This is a genomic window from Roseibium sp. ROS1 (genome assembly GCF_054658215.1).
Map to the genome: position 1 here is coordinate 852,642 of NZ_BAAGIG010000003.1, position 22,980 is coordinate 875,621.

Annotated in this window: 21 protein-coding genes; 9 read left to right on the forward strand and 12 right to left on the reverse strand. The window is 60.9% G+C overall.

Going from position 1 to position 22,980, the window contains the following annotated elements; translation table 11 throughout:
• Positions 1 to 13: 13 nt before the first annotated feature.
• Complete coding sequence (locus ACYQ6M_RS20055; protein ID WP_023002143.1) at positions 14 to 1,450, forward strand: uracil-xanthine permease family protein; 1,437 nt, start codon at positions 14 to 16, stop codon at positions 1,448 to 1,450.
• Between the two features lie 424 nt (positions 1,451 to 1,874).
• Here ACYQ6M_RS20055 and ACYQ6M_RS20060 read toward each other — a convergent pair whose 3' ends face one another.
• From ACYQ6M_RS20060 to bhcA, 5 genes are all read right to left on the reverse strand, one after another.
• Positions 1,875 to 2,858: a type I glyceraldehyde-3-phosphate dehydrogenase gene (locus ACYQ6M_RS20060; protein ID WP_055657646.1), complete on the reverse strand. Its 984-nt coding sequence runs from the start codon at positions 2,856 to 2,858 to the stop codon at positions 1,875 to 1,877.
• A gap of 14 nt (positions 2,859 to 2,872) precedes the next feature.
• Positions 2,873 to 3,838: an iminosuccinate reductase BhcD gene (bhcD, locus tag ACYQ6M_RS20065; protein WP_209170604.1), complete on the reverse strand. Its 966-nt coding sequence runs from the start codon at positions 3,836 to 3,838 to the stop codon at positions 2,873 to 2,875.
• A gap of 323 nt (positions 3,839 to 4,161) precedes the next feature.
• Positions 4,162 to 5,325 (reverse strand): 3-hydroxy-D-aspartate aldolase BhcC, encoded by a 1,164-nt coding sequence (gene bhcC, locus ACYQ6M_RS20070; protein ID WP_460075198.1) that lies wholly within the window; start codon positions 5,323 to 5,325, stop codon positions 4,162 to 4,164.
• Between the two features lie 97 nt (positions 5,326 to 5,422).
• Complete coding sequence (gene bhcB / locus ACYQ6M_RS20075; RefSeq protein WP_460075199.1) at positions 5,423 to 6,415, reverse strand: beta-hydroxyaspartate dehydratase BhcB; 993 nt, start codon at positions 6,413 to 6,415, stop codon at positions 5,423 to 5,425.
• Positions 6,412 to 7,602 carry an L-aspartate--glyoxylate aminotransferase BhcA gene (bhcA, locus tag ACYQ6M_RS20080; RefSeq protein WP_460075201.1) on the reverse strand — a complete coding sequence of 397 codons (1,191 nt, stop codon included), beginning with the start codon at positions 7,600 to 7,602 and terminating at the stop codon, positions 6,412 to 6,414. The genes bhcB and bhcA overlap by 4 nt, the downstream gene beginning before the upstream one ends.
• Positions 7,603 to 7,772: 170 nt before the next feature.
• On the opposite strand from bhcA, the gene bhcR reads away from it, so the two are divergent.
• Positions 7,773 to 8,633, forward strand: coding sequence for an HTH-type transcriptional regulator BhcR (gene bhcR, locus ACYQ6M_RS20085; RefSeq protein WP_460075203.1), 861 nt, complete (start codon positions 7,773 to 7,775; stop codon positions 8,631 to 8,633).
• Positions 8,634 to 8,768: 135 nt separating this feature from the next.
• Here the strand turns inward: bhcR and ACYQ6M_RS20090 are convergent, their stop codons facing one another.
• Both ACYQ6M_RS20090 and ACYQ6M_RS20095 read right to left on the reverse strand, forming a co-directional pair.
• Positions 8,769 to 9,644, reverse strand: coding sequence for a bifunctional allantoicase/(S)-ureidoglycine aminohydrolase (locus ACYQ6M_RS20090; RefSeq protein ID WP_460075730.1), 876 nt, complete (start codon positions 9,642 to 9,644; stop codon positions 8,769 to 8,771).
• Between the two features lie 164 nt (positions 9,645 to 9,808).
• The gene (locus ACYQ6M_RS20095; protein WP_289807318.1) at positions 9,809 to 11,524 is read right to left on the reverse strand and encodes a thiamine pyrophosphate-requiring protein; all 1,716 of its coding nucleotides are present in this window, start codon (positions 11,522 to 11,524) and stop codon (positions 9,809 to 9,811) included.
• 384 nt (positions 11,525 to 11,908) lie between these two features.
• Between ACYQ6M_RS20095 and ACYQ6M_RS20100 the strand changes: the two genes are divergently transcribed.
• From ACYQ6M_RS20100 to ACYQ6M_RS20110, 3 genes are read left to right on the forward strand one after another with little or no spacing between them, the layout of a single operon-like run.
• Positions 11,909 to 12,943 (forward strand): TRAP transporter substrate-binding protein, encoded by a 1,035-nt coding sequence (locus tag ACYQ6M_RS20100; protein ID WP_168691351.1) that lies wholly within the window; start codon positions 11,909 to 11,911, stop codon positions 12,941 to 12,943.
• Positions 12,943 to 13,458, forward strand: coding sequence for a TRAP transporter small permease (locus tag ACYQ6M_RS20105; protein WP_023002154.1), 516 nt, complete (start codon positions 12,943 to 12,945; stop codon positions 13,456 to 13,458). The genes ACYQ6M_RS20100 and ACYQ6M_RS20105 overlap by 1 nt, the downstream gene beginning before the upstream one ends.
• 1 nt (position 13,459) lies before the next feature.
• A complete protein-coding gene (locus ACYQ6M_RS20110) occupies positions 13,460 to 14,815 on the forward strand; it encodes a TRAP transporter large permease (protein ID WP_023002155.1) in 1,356 nt (451 codons plus the stop codon).
• Positions 14,816 to 14,888: 73 nt separating this feature from the next.
• Here ACYQ6M_RS20110 and ACYQ6M_RS20115 read toward each other — a convergent pair whose 3' ends face one another.
• Together ACYQ6M_RS20115 and ACYQ6M_RS20120 are read right to left on the reverse strand one after the other, a co-directional pair.
• Positions 14,889 to 16,553 carry a thiamine pyrophosphate-binding protein gene (locus ACYQ6M_RS20115; RefSeq protein ID WP_460075208.1) on the reverse strand — a complete coding sequence of 555 codons (1,665 nt, stop codon included), beginning with the start codon at positions 16,551 to 16,553 and terminating at the stop codon, positions 14,889 to 14,891.
• Positions 16,554 to 16,934: 381 nt separating this feature from the next.
• Positions 16,935 to 17,315: a hypothetical protein gene (locus ACYQ6M_RS20120; protein ID WP_055657628.1), complete on the reverse strand. Its 381-nt coding sequence runs from the start codon at positions 17,313 to 17,315 to the stop codon at positions 16,935 to 16,937.
• Positions 17,316 to 17,443: 128 nt separating this feature from the next.
• Between ACYQ6M_RS20120 and ACYQ6M_RS20125 the strand changes: the two genes are divergently transcribed.
• Complete coding sequence (locus tag ACYQ6M_RS20125; RefSeq protein WP_460075210.1) at positions 17,444 to 18,994, forward strand: bifunctional aminoglycoside phosphotransferase/ATP-binding protein; 1,551 nt, start codon at positions 17,444 to 17,446, stop codon at positions 18,992 to 18,994.
• A 1-nt stretch (position 18,995) separates the two neighbouring features.
• On the opposite strand, the gene ACYQ6M_RS20130 is transcribed toward ACYQ6M_RS20125, so the two are convergent.
• From ACYQ6M_RS20130 to ACYQ6M_RS20140, 3 genes are all read right to left on the reverse strand, one after another.
• Positions 18,996 to 19,316 (reverse strand): AzlD family protein, encoded by a 321-nt coding sequence (locus ACYQ6M_RS20130; RefSeq protein WP_023002159.1) that lies wholly within the window; start codon positions 19,314 to 19,316, stop codon positions 18,996 to 18,998.
• Entirely contained in the window at positions 19,309 to 20,010 is a 702-nt protein-coding gene (locus tag ACYQ6M_RS20135; RefSeq protein ID WP_023002160.1) for an AzlC family ABC transporter permease, read from the reverse strand. The genes ACYQ6M_RS20130 and ACYQ6M_RS20135 overlap by 8 nt, the downstream gene beginning before the upstream one ends.
• Before the next feature lie 132 nt (positions 20,011 to 20,142).
• The gene (locus ACYQ6M_RS20140; protein ID WP_023002161.1) at positions 20,143 to 20,970 is read right to left on the reverse strand and encodes a sulfite exporter TauE/SafE family protein; all 828 of its coding nucleotides are present in this window, start codon (positions 20,968 to 20,970) and stop codon (positions 20,143 to 20,145) included.
• Positions 20,971 to 21,157: 187 nt separating this feature from the next.
• On the opposite strand from ACYQ6M_RS20140, the gene ACYQ6M_RS20145 reads away from it, so the two are divergent.
• The 3 genes from ACYQ6M_RS20145 to ACYQ6M_RS20155 all read left to right on the forward strand — a co-directional run bounded on the left by ACYQ6M_RS20145 (position 21,158) and on the right by ACYQ6M_RS20155 (position 22,978).
• Entirely contained in the window at positions 21,158 to 21,724 is a 567-nt protein-coding gene (locus ACYQ6M_RS20145; RefSeq protein ID WP_460075213.1) for a DUF3291 domain-containing protein, read from the forward strand.
• A 128-nt stretch (positions 21,725 to 21,852) separates the two neighbouring features.
• A complete protein-coding gene (locus ACYQ6M_RS20150) occupies positions 21,853 to 22,557 on the forward strand; it encodes a pirin family protein (protein WP_023002163.1) in 705 nt (234 codons plus the stop codon).
• A 115-nt stretch (positions 22,558 to 22,672) separates the two neighbouring features.
• Positions 22,673 to 22,978, forward strand: a complete 306-nt coding sequence (locus ACYQ6M_RS20155) for a GNAT family N-acetyltransferase (protein ID WP_062490378.1) — start codon at positions 22,673 to 22,675, stop codon at positions 22,976 to 22,978.
• Positions 22,979 to 22,980: the final 2 nt, after the last annotated feature.

Here is a 22,980-nt window from a genome sequence, read left to right on the forward strand (position 1 = left end):
CAGAGGAGCAGAAATGTCTAATTCATCGATCGGATCTCCGGAGCAGCTCCGGGATCCCAATTACACGCCACCGCTTTACAAGGCGATCCCGCTCGGCATCCAGCATGTCCTGGCCATGTTCGTCTCCAACGTCACACCTGCCATCATCGTGGCCGGTGCAGCCGGGTTCGGCTTCGGGTCCAATTCTCCCGACTTTCCCGAACTGCTTTATCTCATCCAGATGTCGATGGTCTTTGCCGGGGTCGCGACCCTGTTGCAGACGATCACCCTCGGCCCGGTCGGTGCGGCATTGCCGATCGTTCAGGGCACATCCTTTGCCTTCCTGCCGATCATGATCCCGCTTGTTGCCGGCAAGGGGGTCGACGGTCTCGCGGCTCTGTTCGGGGGCGTGATCATCGGCGGTTTCTTCCATGCGTGCCTTGGCCTCGTCATCGGCAAGATCCGCTTCGCCCTGCCTCCCCTGGTGACAGGACTTGTGGTGACGATGATCGGTCTCGCGCTGGTTCAGGTGGGCATCCAGTATGCCGCCGGCGGTGTCCCCGCCATCGGCACGCCGGAATACGGCTCGCTGCTCAACTGGGCGGCCGCTCTGGTGGTGATCGTGGTGACACTCGGGCTGAAGTTCTTCGGCAGGGGCATGATGTCGGTCTCCGCGGTTCTGCTCGGACTGATCGCCGGTTACATCTTCGCCCTTGCCACCGGCATGCTGACCTTTGAAGCCGTCTCCACGTCCTGGGACCGTGCGGCCGTCTTTGCCCTGCCGCAGCCGTTCAAATACGGCTTCGAATTCTCGTTCGCGGCCGTGCTCGGCTTCTGCCTGATGGCCTTCGTTTCCGCGGTGGAAACCGTGGGCGATGTATCCGGCATCACCAAGGGCGGCGCCGGCCGGGAAGCGACCGACAAGGAAATCGCCGGTGCGACATTTGCAGACGGTCTCGGCACGGCTGTCGCCGGTTTCTTCGGCGGTTTCCCGAACACCTCCTTCAGCCAGAACGTCGGCCTCATCGCCATGACCGGCGTCATGAGCCGCCATGTGGTGACCATCGGCGCGATTTTCCTGATCGTCTGCGGCCTGATCCCGAAGGTCGGCGCGGTCATCCGCACCGTTCCGATCGAGGTTCTCGGCGGGGGTGTCATCGTGATGTTCGGCATGGTTGTAGCCGCCGGTATCTCGATGCTGTCGGATGTGAACTGGAACCGGCGCAACATGGTGATCTTCGCCATTTCGCTTTCCATCGGTCTCGGTCTGCAACTGGAACCGGGCGCCCTGCAGCACATGCCGGACACCGCACGTATCCTTCTGACCAGCGGCCTGCTGCCGGCAGCCCTGATCGCCATCGTCCTCAACCTGGTGCTGCCGGAAGAACTCTCCGACGAATCCACCGAAGAGGTCTCCGGCGGTCTCTCCGGCCACGGACGCGGCTCCCTGCCGAAGGAAGAAACCGCGTAAGGACAAGCCACACCTGTATGAGAAAGGGCCGCGTGAGCGGCCCTTTTTTTGTGATCTGTCACCCGTCCTCCTGGACGCGAACATTCCTGACCGGGTGCCGAGGCTATTCGATATGCATCGTAAAAGACCCCGGTCCTGTGGGGCCCCGATCCCGGCTCGCACTTCGTTTGGCCGGGATGACGATGGAGGGGGTCTGCAGGGAAGAATTTCAGGCGTTTCAGCAGTTGGAAATTTCCCCTTCCGTCATTCTAGACAAGGGAGACGCAGCCGGACGCAGATCCGGACTCTATGCATATTTCGCACTGAAAATGCGTCTCTATTTTTGAGAGGTGTTCGCTTCGCTCACGCTGATGCGCTGGGTTCCGGATCTGCGTGCAACCAAGCTGCACTTGTCCGCAATGACGATGGAGGAGAAATTGTGTGCCTACCGCCCCGCCATCAGCCGTGCCATGTCGATCATGCGGGCGGAAAAACCCCATTCGTTGTCGTACCAGCCGAAAATACGCACCTGGTAGTCATTGGCCTCGAGCGTTTCAGGCAGATGGATGACCAGGGATTCAGGCCGCGCACGCATGTCCGTGGAAACCACATGGTCCTGCACGAAGCCGATTACCGGATTGCCGGAAAAGATCTCGAGCAGCCTGGTGTTGAAGGGGGCCTTCACGGGCTGCGCGAGCGTCACGGTCAGGTCGACCGCGGAAACGCTGATCGCTGGCACCCGGACCGCAGCGCCGCTGATTTTGCCCTCAAGCTGCGGCAGAACCTTGCCGACAAGCTTGGTGGCGCTGGTGGTGGTGGGCACCATGGAGACGCCGCCGGCACGACTGCGCTCCAGCGGCCCCCTCGGGGCGTCCACCATCGGCTGACTGCCGGTGTAGCAATGGATGGTGGTCATGTGCCCGCTCTTGATGCCGATGGCATCATCAAGACCGCGTAGCAGCGGAGCGAGGGCATTGGTGGTGCAGGAACCGTTGGAGACGATGCGGTGGTCGCCGAGCTGGTCTTCGTTGGCGCCAAGCACCAGGGTGATGTCGGCGGCCTGGGAGGGGCCTGAAATCAACACGTTGGTTGCGCCGGCTTTCAGGCCACGTTCCGCGATCTCGCGCGTGTCAGCCTTGCCGGTGCATTCCAGCACCACGTCCACCTGGGAAAGATCAAGGAGAGACAGATCGGGTTCGGCGGAGAAGACGATCTCGCGTCCGTCCACCGTCAAGGTGCCCTCGCCCGCTGTTACTTCGCCCGGCCACGGGCCGAAGACGCTGTCATACTTGAAGAGATAGGCACAGGTCTCAAGCGGTGCGATATCGTTGATCCGCACCACCTCGATGCGTTCCGTTTCCGGAAGCTTCAGCACTTGACGCAAGAGGGTCCGGCCGATCCGGCCGAACCCGTTGATCACAATCCGCATTTTCCACGGTCCGTCTAGAAATCCACTTCGATCGCGACGCCCTTCTGGATTGCCAGATCGACCGCGGCGGATGCCACGGCAAGATCCTGAAGGCCGACGCCGGTACCGTCGAAGAGGGTGATATCGCTCTGCGACGTCCTGCCTGGATGATTACCATTAATGACCGCACCGATCTCAATTATATTGTCCTCAGAGACAATTCCGCTGGCCACCGCATGCTGGCATTCACCGATCGTCGCTGACTGAGCGACTTCATCCGTGAAGAGCTTTGCCTTGGCAACAAGCGCAACATCGACTTCCTGTTTGCCCTTGGTATCGGTGCCCATGCACGCGATATGCGTGCCCGGTGAAACATGCTCATCCATCAGGATCGGATCGAAGCTGGAGGTGATCGAGATGATCACGTCGGCTTCCGCACCCAGCCTGGCCAGATCGACAGATTCGTAAGGCAGACCGAGTTCGTTCGCCGTTTCCTCCAGACGCACCAGCATCTCCGGATGAAGGTTCCAGCCGAGGACCTTCTCGAAATCGCGCTGTTCGGCGGCGGCCCGCATCTGGAATGCGGACTGGTGGCCGGCTCCGATCATGCCAAGCACCTTCGCGTCCTTGCGTGCCAGATGCTTGATGGAAACCGCAGATGCTGCCGCTGTTCTGAGGGCGGTCAGCAGGTTGCCGCCGACGACGGCCTTCGCCTTGCCGGTATCGGCATCGAACAGGAACACGGTCGACTGGTGGTTGGTCAGGCCCTTTGCCATGTTGCCCGGCCAGTATCCGCCGGATTTCAGGCCGAGTGCCAGCGAGGACCGGTCGAAGCCGGACTTGAACCCGTATAGCGCATCGGCATGACCGATTGCCTCGCGAATAACCGGAAAATTATAGGCCGCCCCGCCCGCCATGGCGGCAAAGACGCTTTCGACAGCGTCAAAGGATTCCTGGCGGCCGATCAGGCCGGCGATTTCCTTTTCAGGAACGATGATCATGTGTGTCTCCAGCAAAACATCGTCTTCCCCCCGACCTCATCCTGAGGAGGTGCGAAGCGCCGTCTCGAAGGATGGGCGGCTCGCTCGGAATTCTTGGCCCATCCTTCGGGACGGACCTTTGGTCCTCCTCAGGATGAGGTGTTGGTGTTCGTTTGCGCACTTAATGCCAAACCCTCCATCGTCATCTCGGACGCAGCGTAGCGGAGATCCGGGATCGGTGAGCCGGGGCGTATCGGTTTAAACCCGAAGACCAGGCGGCTCTCCGGTCCCGGCTCGCGCTGCGCTTGGCCGGGATGACGAAGGGGAGGCCTTAAGTCGTAACTTCAGTAAGCCTTGCCGCGGGCCGAGACCGGCCAGACCGTCTCGACCTTGCCGCCCCGCACGCCGACATACCAGTCGTGGACGTTGGCGGTCGGGTCGCAGTGGCCGGGCACCAGCTTCAGCTTGTCGCCCACCTGCAGAACACCCTTCGGGTCGGCAATGACCCCGTGCTCGTCCGAGCACTTGATATATTCGACATCGTTACGGCCGTAGATGAACGGCAGACCGCTGTCGACGGACTGGGCCTTGAGGCCCGCATCACAGATCGCCTTGTCGGCTTTCGCGTGGCTCATCACCTGGGTCAGGATGAAGAAGGCGTTTTCCCATTCCCCCTGGTCGATGCGCTTGCCGTCCTTATCGAGAATGCGGCCGTAGTCTGCATCCATGAAGGCATAGGAACCGCATTGCAGCTCGTTGTAGACGCCCGAATTGGATTCAAAATAGTAGGAGCCCGTGCCGCCACCTGAAACGAGTTCCGGCTCCAGGCCTTCCTTCTTCAACGCCTCGACGGCGTCCTTGACCATCGCAATGGCAATGTCGAGCTTGTCCTTGCGGGCTTCATAGCTGTCGATGTGCTGCATGGCGCCCTGGTAGGCCTGGATGCCGCTGAACTTCAGGTTCCTTGCCGCGTCCACTGCCTTGGCGATTTCGACAACCGCCTCGCTCGTGGTAACGCCGCAGCGACCGGCACCGCAATCGATCTCGATGAAGACTTCCAGCGTGGTGCCGTGCTTGGCAGCGGCTTCAGACAGATCGGCAACATTGGAAAGATCATCGACACAGACGATGGTGCGGCAGCCAAATTTAGGCAGCCGGGCCAGACGATCGATCTTGGCCTTGTCGCGAACCTGGTTCGACACCAGGATGTCCTTGATACCGCCACGGGCAAAGACCTCGGCTTCCGAAACCTTCTGGCAGCAGACCCCGACAGCACCGCCGAGCCGTTCCTGCAGCTTTGCGACATCGACCGACTTGTGCATCTTGCCATGCACCCGGTGACGCATGCCGTGGGCCTTGGCGTAGTCGCCCATCTTCTTGATGTTGCGCTCCAGTGCATCGAGATCGAGCACCAGGCAAGGCGTCTGGATATCGGCCTCGTCCATGCCCGGAAGGGCCGGAATGTCGAAGCCGACTTCGAGTTTTTCAAATCCGGTTTGTGCGTTCATTTTTCTTCTCCAAATGGCTCAGGCTTTCCAGATCAACCAGCTTTCGGAATTCATCCGAAAGCTGAAAAGTTGATCGTTTTTAGAGCGATGGAGCATCTTAGCTGCGGTCCTCGGAACGCAGGATGCTCCAGGGCAGCTTGCCGAGATCGACATTGCCGCCGGTGATGATGATGCCGACACGTTTGCCGGCAAAGACGTCCCTGTTCTTCAGGATGGTTGCCAGTGGCACGGCGGAAGACGGTTCCATGACGATCTTCATCCGCGCCCAGATCAGGCGCATAGCGTCGACGATTTCCTGTTCCGACGCGGTCAGGATGTCGGTGACGTGGTTCGAGACGAAGTGCCAGGTCAGCTCCTTGAGCGGCACCTTCAGCCCGTCGGCAACAGTTTCCGGAGCGTCGTCGGCAATGATGTGACCCGCCTTGAAACTGCGGGCAGCATCATCCGCCTGCTCCGGTTCGGCAGCAAAGATCTTCACTTCGGGCGCCAGGTTCGACAGGGTCAGGCAGGTACCTGACACCATGCCGCCACCGCCGATCGGTGCGACCACCGCATCAAGACCATCTGTCTGCTCCATCAATTCCTTGGAACAGGTGCCCTGACCGGCGATGACACGCGGGTCATTGTAGGGATGAACGAATTCCGCTCCGGTCCGGGCCTCGACCTCGGCAAAGACCGCTTCGCGGCTGGAGGTGGACGGTTCACACTCGGTGATGATGCCGCCGTACCCACGAACGGCATCCTTCTTGGCCTGTGGCGCCGTTCTCGGCATGACTACGTGGCACGGAATGCCCCGCCGGCCTGCCGCATAGGACAGGCTGAGCGCGTGGTTGCCGGAGGAATGGGTCGCCACACCGGCCTTGGCGGTTTCCTCGTCCAGACCGAAGACGGCGTTGGATGCACCGCGCGCCTTGAAGGCACCTGCCTTCTGGAAGTTCTCGCATTTGAAGAACAGTTCCGCACCGGTCAGCTCGTTCAGGAACGAGGAGGTCAGAACCGGCGTCCGGTGGATATGCGGCTTGATGCGCTCATGAGCGACGAGCATGTCCTCGAGAGTCGGGATGTACTGGGTCAAGGCGTCGGTTTTCATGCGGCTTCCTTCGAGGCAATGGCGCTGTCACTGCGATAGACTTCCTGGGCGGCCGCAACACCGGAGCCCAGTTGGATGTCGAGGCCGAGATCGGCCATGACCATTTCGGCAGTCGCCAGCCCCGACAGCATCATGACGTCGGTCAGGCTGCCCAGGTGGCCGATACGGAACACCTTGCCTGCGACCTCTCCGAGGCCGACACCGAAGGCGACGCCGTATTTCGCGGCGGCGTGGGTAACGATGCCGGTGGCGTTGAAACCTTCAGGCGTACGGATCGCGCTGACCGAATCCGAATAGACGTCCGGTGACTGCGCGCAAAGCTCCAGGCCCCATGCATGGACCGCGGCACGCACGCCCTCTGCAATGCGGCGGTGCCGGGCAAAGACATTGTCGAGGCCCTCTGCCAGCAGCATGTCGCAGCTCTGCTTCAACCCGTTCATCAGGCCGACGGCCGGCGTGTAGGGATAGGCGTTGTTGGCGTAGGCTTTCATCATGTCGCGAACATCGAAGAAGGTGCGTGGCATCCGTGCGCTTTCAACGGCGGCCTGTGCCTTTGGCGACAGGGCGATGATGGCGAGCCCCGGTGGCAACATGAAGCCTTTCTGGGAGCCCGTGACCGCGGCATCGACACCCCATTCGTCCATGCGGAAATCCATCGAGGCAATCGAGCTGACGCCATCGACAAAGAGCAGCGCCGGGTGCTTCGCGGCATTCAGCGCTCGGCGCACCGCGGCAATGTCGGATTTGACACCGGTCGCGGTTTCGTTGTGGGTTGCCAGCACCGCCTTGATCTCGTGGTTGGTGTCCGCGGCGAGTATTTCCTCGTACCGGTCTGCCGGCAGTCCCGTGCCCCAGGCTGCCTCGACCACCTCAACCTTCAGGCCGTGGCGCTGGCACATGTCGATCCAGCGATGGCTGAACATGCCGTTGCGGGCAGCCAGGATCTTGTCGCCGGGGCTCAAGCAGTTGGTGATCGCGGTTTCCCAGCCGCCGGTGCCGGTCGACGGAAACAGGAACACCTCGGCGGCTTCCGTCTTCAGCACCTTTTTGACGCCGGCAAGCGCGGGCTGCAGGATCTCACCGAACAGCGGTGAGCGATGGTCCAGGGTCGGCATGTCGCACGCTCTGCGGAGCGCTTCCGGCATGTTGGTGGGGCCGGGAATGAAAACAGGATTTTGGAAGCTCATGGCCGTTTCCTCTTATGAATTTTGAGAAACGGTACCGTGCAGGGGCGAAGCTCCGCAATTTTTTTAAAATATTTTTTCAAAAATAGATTTTGTAGAAATTGCCAATCTTGTCAGTATGTTATATTTTTCATATGGTGAATTGATTTTTCAAAATTCGAAAAAATGAGCTAATGACAGATCTTAAATCCGATAGTTCCGCCACCAGACGCGCTCGTGGGCGACCGCGTGCCTGGGACGACAAGACCGAACAGAACACCATCAAGTCGCTCGACCGGGCCATGGCCGTGTTCGAGCATCTGAGCACCCAGTCCGGCGTCTCTCTTTCAGCCCTGTCGGATCAGCTTGGAGAATCCACGGCAACGCTCTACCGCATCCTGTTCACACTGGAGACACGTGGCCTGGTGGAATTCGATCAGGCGCAGCAGCTCTGGCACATAGGTCCGGGCGCCTTCATCATCGGCGCACGATTTTTAAGGCGCACCAGTCTGGTGGAACGGGCGCGTCCTGTCCTGCGCTCCCTGATGGAGCAGACAGGGGAAACGGCCAATCTTGGTGTGGCACAGGCAGACCAGGTGCTGTTTGTCAGCCAGGTCGAAACCCACGAAAGCATTCGCGCCTTTTTCCCACCCGGCACCTTGTCGCCGCTGCATGCCTCCGGCATCGGCAAGGCGCTTCTGGCTTTCATGGACGAGGATCAATGCAAGCGTATCCTGAAGCAGACCGACCGGGAGCGCTTCACCGAGCACACATTGTGTGATGCGGGCCTGCTGGCCGCGGACCTGGAAGCGATCCGTGCACGCGGTTTCTCGATCGACGGGGAAGAAAAGAATCTCGGAATGCGCTGCATCGCGGCACCCGTATTCAATCACTATGGCGAGGCTGTCGCCGGGCTGTCTGTCTCGGGCCCGACCAGCCGGGTCAGCCCGGACAGAATCGGCCCTTTCGCAGAAGCAGTGAAGGCGGCGGCCGCTGCACTGACCGCCGCCCTCGGCGGCGAAATCACTCCGCCGCAAACGAAGACCGTAGAATGAGGACGCTTGCTTCACTCCCGACCCGATCCAGAGGAGTTCGTTACACCCACACCCTGAAGCGGCCAATCCCACCCTCTCCCTCATCCTGAGGAGGACCCTCAGGATGAGGGTGCAAGGAGGAAGGGGCTTTTCTCTTTACTCCGCGGCGCTGCGGAAGCTCTGCCGGGTACCGGCCTCGAAACGGCCTGCCACCTGCAGCTTCATGTGGCGGTTGACGTCCTTGTAGAGGAGGTAGCGGAACGGGCCCGGGCCACCGGCATAACAGGCCTGCGGGCAGAACGCGCGCAGCCACATATAGTCGCCGGCTTCCACCTCGACCCAGTCCTGGTTGAGGCGATAGACCGCCTTGCCTTCCAGGACATAAAGCCCGTGTTCCATCACATGGGTTTCCGCAAACGGGATGACGGCACCCGGCTGGAAGGTGACGATGTTGACGTGCATGTCGTGGCGCACGTCTTCCGGGTCGACAAACCGGGTCGTCGCCCATTTGCCGTCCGTGCCGGGCATTGCCCGCGGCTCGATATCGTTTTCGTGGGTGACGAAAAGTGTCGGTCGCTCCAGGCCTTCAACAGGCTCGAACGCCTTGCGGACCCAATGAAACCGCACGGGCTCACTGCCAGTATTCTTCAGGCTCCAGTCGGTTTGCGGCGGCAGGAAGGCGTAGCTTCCGGGCCTCAGGTCGTATCGCTGTCCTTCAGCTGTCAGAACAGCTTCGCCTTCGACAACGAACAGCACGCCTTCGGCGGAAGGGTCTGTCTCCGGCCGGTCAGAGCCGCCACCCGGCGACACCTCAACGATATATTGCGAGAAGGTTTCGGCAAAACCTGACAATGGGCGCGACAGCACCCACAGGCGGGTCTTGTCCCAGAACGGCAGATAGCTGGTGACGATGTCACGCATGGTGCCTTTCGGGATGACCGCATAGGCATCGGTAAAGACAGCCCGGTCTGTCAGGAGTGTTTCCTGACCGGGATGACCGCCGGTCGGCGCGTAATAGGATCTTGGGGGCATGGACTGGGACACGGCCAACCTTCTTCTTCAACAAAACCAGTTACCGGGAACTATGACCTGCCTTTCGAGGCCGGACCACGGGGCATGTCCGAAGAGCTCCTTTCGGAAAAACAAGATAATCGTCCCTTGATTTTCTTATTCTTCCGATCAATTGAACCCGCGCCTCAAGCCCGCGCGATGGCGATGTTGAGCAGAACTTGCCGCTTTTCCTCCGTCGCCACCTTGATGGCACGTTCCAGCGCTGCCGGCAGCGCGTCGCCTTCCGTCACCGTTTCGGTGTAGGCGCGGCTGGCCTCCGCGGTTCTGGTGAAATCCGGGCTTGGCCGAAGGGACGTCAGCGGCACATCGTTGGCCTTGCTGGCAAGACCATCCTTGTAAGTGCCCACCACCGAGTGACGCACCGCGCCCCACTCCTCGTTGTTCAGCACAAGCGTGATCACCGGCAACTCATGCGCCTCGGCAACCATGTGGCAGGCCGTCGGGTTGGCAAACATGTAGCTGCCGTCGCCGATGGTTGCGAAGACCAGCCGGTCGCGGTCGGCAAGCTGTGCGCCAAGCGCCGCCGCGAGACCCCATCCAAGCCCCCCGGAATGCGGTTCCTGGAAGTAGCTGTTCGGTTGCTCCAGGTCGAGCGGCTCGAGTGGACAACCAAGCTCATGGAAGATTGTGGCCTTCCGCCCCTTGATGGCGCGGCCAAGGCAAAGACTGACCCAGTCCTTGCTCATCGGGCCGGCATTGCCGCGCTTGGCCCGGGCGACAACCTCCGCACGATTGGCGGACGACAGTTCGGCAATACGATGTCTGCGGGCGTTCAAAACGGCTTCGTCACGCGGACGGCTCTGCATTTCCGCAATCAGCGCCAGCAGCGTTTGCGCGGTTTCTCCTGCCAGGGTCACATCCGCCTGGAAGTTACGGATCGGCGTGCGGGTGAACAGGGGATCCGGCCCGAGCTGGATCACGGTGACATCATCGCGAAGGGCGACCTTGTCCGGCCACCAGGGTGCCAGAGAGTTCATCACCAGCACCACGTCCGCCTCGGCAAGCAGGGCTTCCGGCGACGCACCGACCTGCATCGGATGCGACAGGGGCACGGAAAGCTGGTTTGCCCAATAATGCGACAGCGGCAGGGCCCAGTCCGTCAGGAACCGTCCGAGGGCTGCAAAGGCTTCTTCCGATCCGGCTCCTCGCTGACTGATGATCAGCGGGCTTTTGGCCTGCGCCAGCAGGTCTGCTGCCCGTTTCAGGGACGAGGGATCCGGCGCTGCGATGACCGGTGCCTGTTTCGACGGGGTATCAAGGCCGTCCGGCGGAGTTTGCTCGCACAGAACTTCACGCGGCAGGCTGAGATAGACGGGGCCCTTGGGCGTCGAATTGGCAATCGCCCAGCCCCGGTCGAAGAGATCCGCGATCTGCTCGGGAAAACGCAGCTCGTAGTCCCATTTGGTGACTTCGCGGATCAGCGCGGTCTGGTCGAACATTTCCTGTCCCCAGCCGATCGGCACCGTGCGCGCGCCAAAGCGGCCGGCTTCCATCACCGGCGTGCGACCGGACATCATCAGTACGGGGATCTGATCGCACCAGGCGTTGATGGCGCCGGTAATGCCGTTGGAGAGCCCCACGTTGGTGTGCAGCATGACCGACTGGATCCTGCCTGAAATCTGGTAAAAGCCGTGTGCCATACCGACGGCAACATGTTCGTGCGGCACCGTGATCGGCACCGGAAGGTCGAGCCCGTTCTGTGTTGCCTCGATCAGTCCCTCGATGATCGGTGGAAAATCTGTGCCGGAATTTGCGAAGACATAGTCGACACCGAGCGCCTTCAACTTGCCGAACACCGCTCCACCCGCGGTAATCGTGGTGCTGTCCATCCTGTCGGCCATGCCGTCCTCCCATGTTCCTTTTGGATGCAGAATGCAGAAATTGCGAGGCAATTCAGGCTCTTGCGGGAGAGGAGCCCCTCCGCGAACCGCCGCCTTCGCATCTGCTTTGACGCGCACCCTAGACGATAAAAAACGGCTATGGGAACAAGGAATTTTCTTTCCAAAATTGGAAAGTATAATGGCTATTATCTCATTTTACATTACCAAACTAATTAGTGAAGATGATCGCGGAGCTACGTTCCCTGCTGGCTGCAAATCTGCAAGAGGTGCGCCTGAAAGGTCTTCCGACTTCGTTGAAGGGCGTTCCACGATCGCACACATTGAAGGTTGGCCAGCAAGTTATAGACCGGGAGTCGACAAGAGCTTCCGATGGGAGGAGACAACATGAGCATTCTCAAGAACGCGTTTCTGGCCGCTGCCATGATCGCCGCCGGCGCATCGTCCGCAAGCGCTGCCGATTACGAATTCAAGCTGCACCACTTCCTGGGCGAGAAAGCCCCTGCGCACACGCAGATGCTGGTGCCGTGGGCCAAGCAGGTGGAAGAAAATTCCGGTGGCAAGGTCCATATCGAAATCTATCCGGCCATGACGCTTGGCGGCCGTCCGCCCGAACTGATCAACCAGGTGCGTGACGGCGTGGTCGATCTGGTCTGGACCGTGAACGGCTATACGCCTGGCCTCTTCCCGCGCACCGAGGTGTTCGAACTTCCCGGCATTCACACCAACGATCCGGCGGCCACAAACCAGGCGCTGATGGATCTGTACGAAACGGACCTGAAGGACGAGTACAAGGGCGTTGAAGTAATGTTCCTGCATGTGCATGCCGGCCAGGCCATTCACATGCGCGACACGGAAGTTCACTCCCCGGCAGACCTCGCCGGCAAGAAGATCCGCATCCCGACCCGTACCGGTGCCTGGGTGATCGAGGCACTCGGCGCTTCGCCGGTCGCCATGCCGGTTCCGGAACTGCCGCCTGCGCTGCAGAAGGGTGTTATCGACGGCGCGTTCATTCCGTGGGAAATCATTCCGCCGCTGAAGATCCAGGAGCAGACAGAATACCAGATCGAAGGCGTCGACAAGGAGCGTTTCGGCACCACCACCTTCCAGGTTTCCATGAACCAGGAACGCTGGAATGGTCTGCCGGAAGACATTCAGAAGGCCTTTCGTGATGCTTCCGGTCCCGAGTGGATCGTGAAGGTTGGCGAAATCTGGGCTGCATCGGATGATTTCGGGATCGGTCTGGCCACCAAGGCGGGCAACACGCACATCACCTTGACCGAGGAAGAGACCGAAGCTTTCCGTCAGGCGCTAGCCCCCGTTGCCGACCGCTGGGTCGAGGAAGTCTCCGCAAAGGGTATCGACGGTGCCGCGCTGGTTGAAAAGGCCCGCGCAGCGGTGGCCAGCCACTCGGCCAACTGATGTCGAACACTCTCAAAGCCAGCAGCTCCGGGTTCACCGGGGCTGCCAGCCGCCTGATAACGCTCTGGGCCCTCCTTGGCGGCGGCGTGCTGTTACTGGTCGTCGCTGTCAACATGCTGTCGATCATCGGCTCGGTTTTCGGCACACCGTTTCCGGGCGATTTCGAACTGACCGAAATGGGCGTGGCCATCGCGGTCTTCGCGTTCCTGCCCTATTGCCAGTTGGTCGGTGCAAACGTCTCGGCAGACATCTTCACCGCCGGCGCGTCCAGACGGGTGATTGCCTTCTTCACCCTGCTCGGGTCACTGGTTGCCCTTGTGTTCGCGCTGCTGCTGATCTGGCGCATGTATTACGGCATGCTGGACCAGAAGGACTACGACTACACAACCACCATCCTGCAGATCCCGCACTGGATGGCCTTCGTGCCGATCCTGATATCGCTTGCGCTGCTGGCACTGGCCGCGCTGGTCACGCTGCTGCAGGACATGACCGCGCTGTCGAGAGGACACCACTAGAATGACGGACGCACTTGTCCTCGGGCTTGGCGCTCTCGTGGTGCTGATCGCCCTGATCGCGATCCGCATGCCCATTGCCTATGCGATGATCCTTGTAGGCGGTGTCGGCACCATGATGCTGAACGGCCCCGCCCTCGTCCTCAGCCAGCTGAAGACCCTCGCCTACGGCCAGTTCTCCATCTACGACCTTTCCGTCGTGCCGATGTTCGTCCTGATGGGGGCGATCGCCTCGAAGACCGGCCTGAGCCAGGCTTTGTTCCGGGGGGCGAATGCCTGGCTCGGCTGGCTGCGCGGCGGCACGGCCATGGCGGCCATCGCCGGCTGCGCCGGGTTCGGTGCGGTCTGTGGCTCGTCGCTTGCAACCGCCTCCACCATGGGCAAGGTCGCCCTGCCGGAACTCAAGCGCTACAATTATTCCGGTGCGTTGGCGACGGGAACGCTCGCCGCGGGCGGCGTGCTCGGCATCCTGATCCCGCCCTCGGTCGTCCTGATCATCTATGCCATCATCGTGGAAGCAAACATCGTCACCATGTTCATGGCGGCGTTCCTGCCAGGCCTGCTGGCAGTGGTTCTCTTCCTTCTGACCATCGCCCTCTATGTCACCATCAAGCCGGAAGCCGGGCCCAAGGGAGGTGTTGCCGACCGCAAGGAATTCCTGGAGGCGACTGCCGGCATGATCCCGGTGCTGATCATCTTCGGGCTGGTCATCGGCGGCATCTATTTCGGGTTCTTCAACCCGACACCGGCAGCCGCCGTCGGCGTTTTTCTGGTCCTGCTGTTCGGGCTGTTGCAGCGCAAGCTGTCCGGGCACGACTTCATTCAGGCGCTCAAGGAAACCGCGTCCACTTCAGGCATGATCTATCTGATCATCCTTGGAGCGGAACTCCTCAAGATCTTCATGTCCCGCGTTGGCCTGCCTCAGGAAACCGCTTCCTGGATCGCCAATTCCGGGCTCGAACCGATGACGGTGCTGATCCTGCTGCTGATCGCGCTCATCCTGCTCGGCTGCCTGATGGACAGCCTGTCGATGATCCTGCTGGTGATCCCGTTCTTCTGGCCGGTTCTGGTCGAGATCAACGGTGGCATCTACCAGGGAGCGGAAGGGGCTGGCTTCGGCATGAGCACGGAGGACCTGAAGATCTGGTTCGGCGTACTCGCCCTGATCGTGGTCGAACTCGGCCTGATCACCCCACCGGTTGGCATGAATGTCTTCGTCATCTCCTCGCTCGATCGGGAAACGCCGATGATCGAGACTTTCAAGGGCGTTGCGCCGTTCTTCTGTGCCGAGATCCTGCGCGTAATCCTGCTGGTCTGTTTTCCGATCATCACCCTGTGGCTGCCGCAGGTGCTGAGGTAGGCATCGAAAGCCCCTATAAATGAAAAAGCACGCCCGGGTAACGGGCGTGCTTTTTTCGTTCAAGGCTGGGCTGTTACTTTCCCTGCGCCGCCGCGCGGATCTGGCTGAGGCTGGCGGCCGGGGTGATGGCTTCCGGGTCCAGCTTCAGATGCAGGATTGCGGGTGTGCCGGCGGCACGGGCACGTTCGTATGCAGGACCGAAAGCGTCTGTCGTCTCGACCGTCTCACCGAAGGCACCATAGCTGCGGGCAAGCGCTGCGAAATCCGGATTGACCAGCTTGGTTGCCGACGGGCGACCGGGATAGGTGCGTTCCTGATGCATGCGGATGGTGCCGTACATGCCGTTGTCGATCACAAGCACGATGATGTTGGCGCCGTCCTGACAGGCGGTGCCAAACTCCTGCATGGTCATCTGCAGGCAGCCATCGCCTGCAAAACAGACGACTTCGCGCTCCGGAAAGGCAAGCTTGGCGGAAACGGCTGCAGGCAGGCCATACCCCATGGAGCCGCTCGTCGGAGCTGCCTGGGTGGCGTAGCGACGGAACCGGTGGAAGCGGTGCAGCCAGGTGGCGTAGTTGCCGGCCCCATTGGTGCAGACCGCATCTTCCGGCAGGTTGGCTTCCAGCCATTCCATGACACCGGCCATCTGGAGGTTGCCGGGAACCTGTGGCCGGGCACCAGACCAGTCCAGATAATCCTGGTGGGCCTTGGCCGCTTCGCCTGCGCCTTTCAGTTCGGACGGCGGCTGAAGGCCTTCGGCCGCCTTGCAGAAGGCAGTCGGGCTGGCATGAATAGCCTGCGCCGGCCGGTAGACCCGGCCGAGTTCCTCGGCGTCCGGATGGACATGAACCAGTTGCTGCGTGGGCGAGGGAATGTCGAGCAGCGAATAGGACTGGCTCGGCATTTCCGACAAGCGGCCACCGACAAGCAGGATCAGATCGGAGGACTTGACCCGTGCCAGCAGCTTCGGATTGATGCCGATGCCGACATCGCCGGCATAGTTCGTATGCAGGTTGTCGAACAGCATCTGGCGGCGGAACGAGCAGGCAACCGGCAGGTCGAAACGCTCGGCAAAGCGGGTAAAGCCGGCGACGGCCTCTTCCGACCAGCGGCTTCCGCCCAGAATGGCGATCGGCCGCTCGGCCGCCCAAAGGCGCTTCTGCAGGTCCGCCATCTGGGTGAGGCCAGGATGCGTTTCGACCTGGGTCCACGCAGGCGGCTGCGGGGCATCCGCCTTTTCGACCAGCATATCTTCCGGAAGCGCCAGAACCACCGGTCCCGGACGGCCGGACGTGGCAACATGGTAGGCGCGCGAAATGAACTCCGGTACGCGATCCGCGTGATCGATCTCCGCAACCCATTTGGCGATGCCACCGAACATTTGGCGGTAGTCGATTTCCTGGAACGCTTCACGCTCGCGCATGCCACGCTCGATCTGTCCGATGAACAGGATCATCGGCGTGGAATCCTGCGCCGCCACGTGGACACCGGCAGAAGCGTTGGTGGCCCCGGGACCGCGGGTCACCATGCAGATGCCCGGCTTGCCGGTGAGCTTGCCCCAGGCATCGGCCATCATTGCAGCCCCGCCTTCCTGGCGGCAGACCGTGACCGGGATCGACGCATCGTAAAGAGCATCGAGCACGGCAAGGTAACTTTCGCCGGGCACACAGAACACACGCTCCGCCCCGTGGCGCTCCAGCGCCTCCACCAACAATTCACCGCCGGTCTTCTGGTCCATGTTCCGGGTCCTTACGAGAAAGATGATCTGTTCATTCTATAGCGTATGAAAATCCCGCCTGTTAGAGGCGAAAATCAGATTAATTGGCAATGGGGTCATTCCGGTTTAGAATAATATATCTCCGACAACGGACTTGTAGCCCATCCTTCGAGGCGCGCACAAACGCGCTCCTCAGGATGAGGTTGAATGTGTTGTAAGGCCGCCTGATTGTGCAACACACAGTCCTCATCCTGAGGAAGCGCCAAGTGCTGTCTCGAAGGAAGGGCCTCATGTCATGGTAGGCCTTGCCGGTAAGCATCGGCGCTGCAAACAAAAAGGGGCACCGGTTTCCCGGCACCCCTGCCCCCATTCGTTGTTATGTCTTGTTATGGGAAGCTGATCTCAGATCGACTGAACCGTCACCACCTGGAAGGTGTGCATCTCGCCATCCTCGTCCTTGATGGAGACGTATTCACCCGGGTTAAAGGCATGAGCGCCGAAACGGTAGCCCGCCTCGTCGTCGTCCTCGCCGTCGATATCGTAATGGAAAGCCCAGGAGCCACCCGGACGGTGGATGAGGTGGCCGACTTCCTCTTCCTCGGCGCCCCAGAATCGCCGCACACGGCAATGGTCGCGCTGCTTCTTCCAAAGACCGGCGTCGATATGGCCGGTTTCGTCTAGCGGAGCGGTGAATTCATAACCGTGGTTCGCTGAACCTTGCGGAAAATCCTTGGTTCTGGCCAGGTTCAACCTGATCTTCTTCAAAGCCGGATAGTCGCTCATGGGGCCCTCCTTTACTGACAATCCGGTTTATTTGTGCCACATCCGGGGCACCTCACATTGAGAAGGATCAAACCGGGTGGTTTGCATGTGAGGCATGTATTGCCATGTGTCAGCAAAAGGGACGGAAGATGGATCAGGCCGAAACCCAGAACCAGGCGCTCGAGTTCCTCGGCAGCCTTCCGTCCGACGATCCGGCGCGGCCCGAGGTGAAGCGGATCGACACCCATGCCAATATCGTCTTTCTGGTGGGCAGCAAGGCCTACAAGGTCAAACGGTCGGTCAAGTTTCCCTTTCTCGACTATTCGACGTTGCCCTTGCGCGAAGAAGCCTGCAAGGCGGAAATAACCTACAACCAGCCGAACGCACCTCAGATCTACCGGCAGGCCTTGCCTGTGACGCGGGAGGCAGATGGCACGCTGGATCTTGGCGGCACTGGAGAGCCCATCGAATGGGCAGTTGAAATGAACCGGTTCGAGCGACAGCACGAACTGGACTCCGTCGCTGGAACCAGCCCGCTTCCGGACACCCTGACGGACAGTCTGGCGGACATGATGGTGACTGCTCATGACGCCGCGCCACTGCGGCAGGGCAACGGCTTCTACGCGGAGCTTGCAAGCTATGTGGAGCAGAACGACGCCGCCTTTCGCGAGCACCCCGATCTGTTCGAAGCCGAGGCGGTCCGGCATCTGACCGAGACTTCCCGCACTGTCTTGTCGGCTCTGCACGAGCTGATCTTGCGCCGGGGCGAACAGGGTCTTGTCCGTCGTTGCCACGGCGACGCCCACCTTCGCAACATCGTCATGGTTGATGACACCCCGGTCCTGTTCGATGCGGTTGAATTTTCAGATGCGATTGCTACCGGCGACGTTCTTTACGATCTCGCCTTCCTGCTGATGGACCTGTGGGACCGGGGTCAACAGCGTGCGGCCAACCGGGTGTTCAACCGCTACATGGACAAGAGCCGCCTGGACACGCATTCGGAGGGCCTGGCAGCCCTGCCCTTCTACCTGATGATGCGCGCGGCGATCCGCTCCAAGATCGCGGCCAGCTCCGCTCTCAACCAATCGGACCCGAACCAGAAACAACGTGAGCGCGACCAGGCCCAGGCCTATTTCCGCCACGCAGTGGACTTTCTGGATCCCTCACGCCCGCAACTGGTTGCCATCGGAGGACTTTCCGGCACCGGCAAGACCACGCTTGCTTACGAAATTGCCCCCGGCATCGGCCGGGCACCCGGCGCGCGCGTGCTGCGCACGGACGTGATGCGAAAGCGCCTGCTGGGCATTGAAGAAACGGAAAAGGCGCCGGCGGAAGCCTATACGCTGGAGGCGTCCCAGAAGGTCTACCACGCGCTGGACGACACCATTCAGACCGTCCTCGCAGCGGGTCACTCGGCAATCTTCGATGCGGTTTTTGCCGCCGAGAGCGAACGGGACCGTATCGAGGCCATCGCGAATAATGTTGAATGCGGTTTCTGCGGCCTGTGGCTGACTGCGCCGGCAAACATCCTGAAAGCCCGGGTCTCCGCGCGCGGGGACGATGCCTCGGACGCAAACGCTGACGTTGTCGATACCCAGCTTGGCTACGACATCGGCCAGATGAACTGGGTGGAAATCGACGCGGGCAGCAATGTCGACGAAACCGCCGGACAGGTTCGGAAAATCCTGAACCGCCAGTAGCCTACAGTCCGGCAGCCCTGAGGGCTGCCGCGGCTCCGGCTGCACAGAAGACGGCGACATATTCCTTGCGCAGGGTCACCTGCGCCGCTGCAGCAACGACAAGGCACAGCGCCACGGCCAGCCCGCCCTTCAACACGATAGGCAGAATGGTGGAAACGATGATCGCGCCCGGCAAGGCCTCCAGCCCCCGCCGCACCCGCGGCGTGATGGGCAGCCGGCCCATGACCCAGTATCCACCCGCCCTCAGGGCATAGGTGACCGCCGTCATGCCAAGCACGGCCAGGACGAAGATCGGGTCGGCGGTGAATGCTCCCTCAGTCATCGAGATAGGCCCCCGCGAAAGCACCGGCGATGGCACCGGTGAAAATGCTCCAGTAGCCACCGACCAGATACCAGGTCAGCGCGGCGATACCGCCGGCGAACAGCCAGCTGACTGTCTGGCGCTTGCCCTTCCAGAGCGGCACGAGCAGTGCAGCGAAGAAAGCCGGCAGAACCACATCGAGGCCATAGACCTTCGGGTCCGACACGAGACTGCCTGCGAAATAGCCCGGAACGACGGAAAGCGACCAGACCGACCAGGTGAAAAGACCGCTGCCGAGATAGATCCCCCAGTCGCGCGTGCCCTTGTCGTATTCCGACAAGGCCAGCAACCAGTTGAGGTCCGTCAGCAGAAACAGGGAAGGATAGGTCTGCCAGGCCGGCACCTGGCCAAGCCAGGGCCGCAGGCTCGCGCCGATCAGCAGCATGCGCATGTTGACGGCAGCGGTAACCCCGATCATCGCCACAACGAGAGCATAATTGAGCGGATCGCTGTAGACTTCCATCGCGACAAACTGGCTGGCGCCGGCGAAGACCAGCGAGTTGATCATGATCGTTTCGAGGAAGGTCAGCCCCTTTTGCGCGGCGACCGTTCCGAAGACCAGTCCAAGCGCGATGATGCCCGGTGAAACCGGAATGCACATCGTGGCGCCCCGCACGCAGCCTTGCAGGCTGAGGGTCACATTTTTGTTCAACATGTCTGTCCAAGAGTGTCAGGCGGCGGGCAGCCCCCGCAAAGAAAGGTCAGTATTGCTGATAAATCGCCTCAGAACCAATGAAACCTTTTGATTTACCCATCAGCGATCCTGTAGCCGGGACCAGGCCACGGGTCAGAACACGACGCCGTAGATCATGCGCAGGCCGGTAAAACCGAGGAACAGCGCGAACACGAGCTTCAGCTTCGACGGATCGATGGCATGGGCGATTTTCGCGCCCCAAGGTGCAGCAAGGGTGCTGGCCGGAATGATCAGGAAGAAGCCGATCAGGTTGACATACCCGAGCGAGAACGGCGGGCGCCCCTCCTCGCCCCAGCCGAAGAAGATCGACAGCAGGGTGCCCGGAACGGCAATGATGAGGCCGATGGCCGCCGCGGTGCCAACCGCCTTGCGGATCGGATAATTGAAAAGGGTCAATGTCGGAACGCCGAGCGTTCCACCGCCAATGCCCATCATCACCGAGATGCCGCCAATCAGGAAACCCAGCGTTTCCTTGATCGGAGACCCGGGAAGCTTGTCGGCCAGATGGGAGCCATCCTTGCGGAACATCATGTTGGCCGACACGGCCAGAGCGACAATCCCGAAGACCAGCGTCAGTGCGCCACCCGAAATGTTCCCCGCGAGCGTTCCCCCGGCGATGACGCCAAGAGCGATCGCCCACCACCAGCGTTTCAGGAGATCCATGTCGACGCTGCCCCGATTGTAGTGGGCGCGCGCCGACGACGTGCCGGTCGCCAGAATGGTTGCGAGCGACGTTCCCACGGCCACATGCATCAGAACGGACGGGTCGATCTTCAGGGCGGTGAACATGTAATAGAGCACCGGCACGATGACGATGCCGCCACCGACACCGAGCAGGCCTGCAATGATCCCGGCCACAAGCCCGGTTGCCAGCAGCGCAACAGCCAGAAGGCCAAGGGAGAAAAGGCTGAGATCTTCCACGCGATTATCCTCGTTGCCGGTGCCGGGCTCATGCCGGCCACCAAAGTCTTCTTCCAGCGCTTAGACCAGCTGCGCGAATTTTTCCAGCCGCATGCGTGGACTATCTGTTTTGCGACGCTTGCAACCTCTTGCGACACGGGTGAATTGCAGCCAGTCTCTGCCGGGTGTCATTCAGCGGCGAGGAAGCATGAACGGTCACTGGCTTGCGCTCTATACATTCGGCCAATTCCGTACGCGGGCGGACCACCCGGTTGTGGAACCCTTTCACCAGGCCGAGCCGCTTGTGTGGGCTGCGATGGAGCGAGCCGAGGGTTTCGTCGCCCGCTCCGGCTACGAAGACGAACCGGGACCGGACAGCTGGGGCGAGCAGGTTTTTCCCAGGTACTGGCAGGACAATGGCGACGGCTGGGCACCCTCCACCATCTCGCTTTGGCAAGACCTGGAATCAGCGCTTGCCGCCGTCTACCGAGGGCCGCACGCCGAGATCCTGAAAAAGGGCCCGGACTTCATGCGGGAAGACCACGCTTACCCCGCCTATGCCCTGTGGTGGGTGCCGGAAGGCCATCAACCGGACTGGGTGGAAGCGGTCGACCGCTTCGAGCGCCTGGGCGACGCGGGCTCCACGCCTGCGGCCTTCACATTCAAGTCCGCTTTCGATCCTTCCGGAAAGCCCACAACAGTGAACGGCGGCGTATCGAAACAGATCGCCGAACGAAACCGGACCCGGACCGAAGCTCCCAAGGCCGTTCAATAGGGAATTGTTCAAAAATCGATGACTAATTGTCCAAATTTGGCAGAATTGTAAAACAATCCCCCAATGGCAATCTTAGGTCCAACAGCGCACGGACATTCCCGTGCCAGAGATTGGGAAAGGATTGAACCATGAACCAGATACTCCGTCCTTCGGATGCTCGCGGCGATGCCGATTTCGGCTGGTTGAAGAGCAAGCACACGTTCTCCTTCGGGTCCTATTTTGACCCGAACCACATCGGTTTCGGTGCCCTGCGGGTGATTAACGAGGACCGTGTCGCCCCCAGCGCCGGCTTCCCGACCCACCCGCACCAGAACATGGAGATTATCTCCTATGTCGTTTCCGGTGGTCTGGAACACAAGGATTCGCTCGGTACGGGCTCAGTCATCCGGCCGGGAGAACTGCAGCGCATGAGCGCCGGCACCGGTGTCCGTCACAGCGAATACAATCACTCGGACACGGATCCGGTCCACTTCCTGCAGATCTGGATCGTTCCGGAAGCTGACGGAATCTCGCCAAGCTACGAGCAGAAGGCCTTTCCGGAAGACGGCCGCCGCGATGCGCTGCGCCTGATCGGATCGCGCGACGGGCGGGACGGATCCGTTACCATTCATCAGGATGTCGATCTCTACGCGTCGCTTCTGTCCGCGGATCGCAGCCTGGCCTTCGACATCCGCCCTGGCAGGAAGGTCTGGCTGCAACTGGTGAAAGGCAAGATCAGCGTCAACGACCAGCCGCTTTCCGCAGGCGACGGTCTCGGCCTGCTTCAGACAGGCGCAATCTCGCTGACAGCCAGTGAGAATGCCGAATTCCTGCTGTTCGACCTGGCAGCCTGACACGAATTGGGGCGGGATTGTTCCCGCCCCATCCCCATGTACTTCCCTGGAAACGAACAGACAGATTGAACACAGGATCAGAGCAATTGCTTTCATCCACTTCAGGAGACCGACAATGGTAGAGACAACTTCCCCCGACATCACCCTGGAACAGGATGGCAGCAAAGGCCGCTATGTGGCGATGGTAGAAGGGATCACCGAGCCGGCCGAACTGACCTTCTCCATTGTCAACGAACACCTGATCATTGCCGATCACACCGGTGTGCCGGACAGCATGCGTGGCATGGGGGTTGGCAAGGCACTGGTGGAAAGGCTTGTTGATGACGCCCGTCGCAAGCAGGTGAAGATCGTGCCGCTGTGTCCTTATGTGAATGCGCAGCGGCGCAAGCACCCTGAATGGGCGGATGTGTTTCAGGCCTAGGC

Bases quoted from the DNA above. Each gene is read 5' to 3' on its own strand.
- ACYQ6M_RS20055 (WP_023002143.1), top strand. From the start codon at position 14: ATGTCTAATTCATCGATCGGATCTCCGGAGCAGCTCCGGGATCCCAAT.
- ACYQ6M_RS20060 (WP_055657646.1), bottom strand. From the start codon at position 2,858: ATGCGGATTGTGATCAACGGGTTCGGCCGGATCGGCCGGACCCTCTTG.
- bhcD (WP_209170604.1), bottom strand. From the start codon at position 3,838: ATGATCATCGTTCCTGAAAAGGAAATCGCCGGCCTGATCGGCCGCCAG.
- bhcC (WP_460075198.1), bottom strand. From the start codon at position 5,325: ATGAACGCACAAACCGGATTTGAAAAACTCGAAGTCGGCTTCGACATT.
- bhcB (WP_460075199.1), bottom strand. From the start codon at position 6,415: ATGAAAACCGACGCCTTGACCCAGTACATCCCGACTCTCGAGGACATG.
- bhcA (WP_460075201.1), bottom strand. From the start codon at position 7,602: ATGAGCTTCCAAAATCCTGTTTTCATTCCCGGCCCCACCAACATGCCG.
- bhcR (WP_460075203.1), top strand. From the start codon at position 7,773: ATGACAGATCTTAAATCCGATAGTTCCGCCACCAGACGCGCTCGTGGG.
- ACYQ6M_RS20090 (WP_460075730.1), bottom strand. From the start codon at position 9,644: ATGCCCCCAAGATCCTATTACGCGCCGACCGGCGGTCATCCCGGTCAG.
- ACYQ6M_RS20095 (WP_289807318.1), bottom strand. From the start codon at position 11,524: ATGGCCGACAGGATGGACAGCACCACGATTACCGCGGGTGGAGCGGTG.
- ACYQ6M_RS20100 (WP_168691351.1), top strand. From the start codon at position 11,909: ATGAGCATTCTCAAGAACGCGTTTCTGGCCGCTGCCATGATCGCCGCC.
- ACYQ6M_RS20105 (WP_023002154.1), top strand. From the start codon at position 12,943: ATGTCGAACACTCTCAAAGCCAGCAGCTCCGGGTTCACCGGGGCTGCC.
- ACYQ6M_RS20110 (WP_023002155.1), top strand. From the start codon at position 13,460: ATGACGGACGCACTTGTCCTCGGGCTTGGCGCTCTCGTGGTGCTGATC.
- ACYQ6M_RS20115 (WP_460075208.1), bottom strand. From the start codon at position 16,553: ATGGACCAGAAGACCGGCGGTGAATTGTTGGTGGAGGCGCTGGAGCGC.
- ACYQ6M_RS20120 (WP_055657628.1), bottom strand. From the start codon at position 17,315: ATGAGCGACTATCCGGCTTTGAAGAAGATCAGGTTGAACCTGGCCAGA.
- ACYQ6M_RS20125 (WP_460075210.1), top strand. From the start codon at position 17,444: ATGGATCAGGCCGAAACCCAGAACCAGGCGCTCGAGTTCCTCGGCAGC.
- ACYQ6M_RS20130 (WP_023002159.1), bottom strand. From the start codon at position 19,316: ATGACTGAGGGAGCATTCACCGCCGACCCGATCTTCGTCCTGGCCGTG.
- ACYQ6M_RS20135 (WP_023002160.1), bottom strand. From the start codon at position 20,010: ATGTTGAACAAAAATGTGACCCTCAGCCTGCAAGGCTGCGTGCGGGGC.
- ACYQ6M_RS20145 (WP_460075213.1), top strand. From the start codon at position 21,158: ATGAACGGTCACTGGCTTGCGCTCTATACATTCGGCCAATTCCGTACG.
- ACYQ6M_RS20150 (WP_023002163.1), top strand. From the start codon at position 21,853: ATGAACCAGATACTCCGTCCTTCGGATGCTCGCGGCGATGCCGATTTC.
- ACYQ6M_RS20155 (WP_062490378.1), top strand. From the start codon at position 22,673: ATGGTAGAGACAACTTCCCCCGACATCACCCTGGAACAGGATGGCAGC.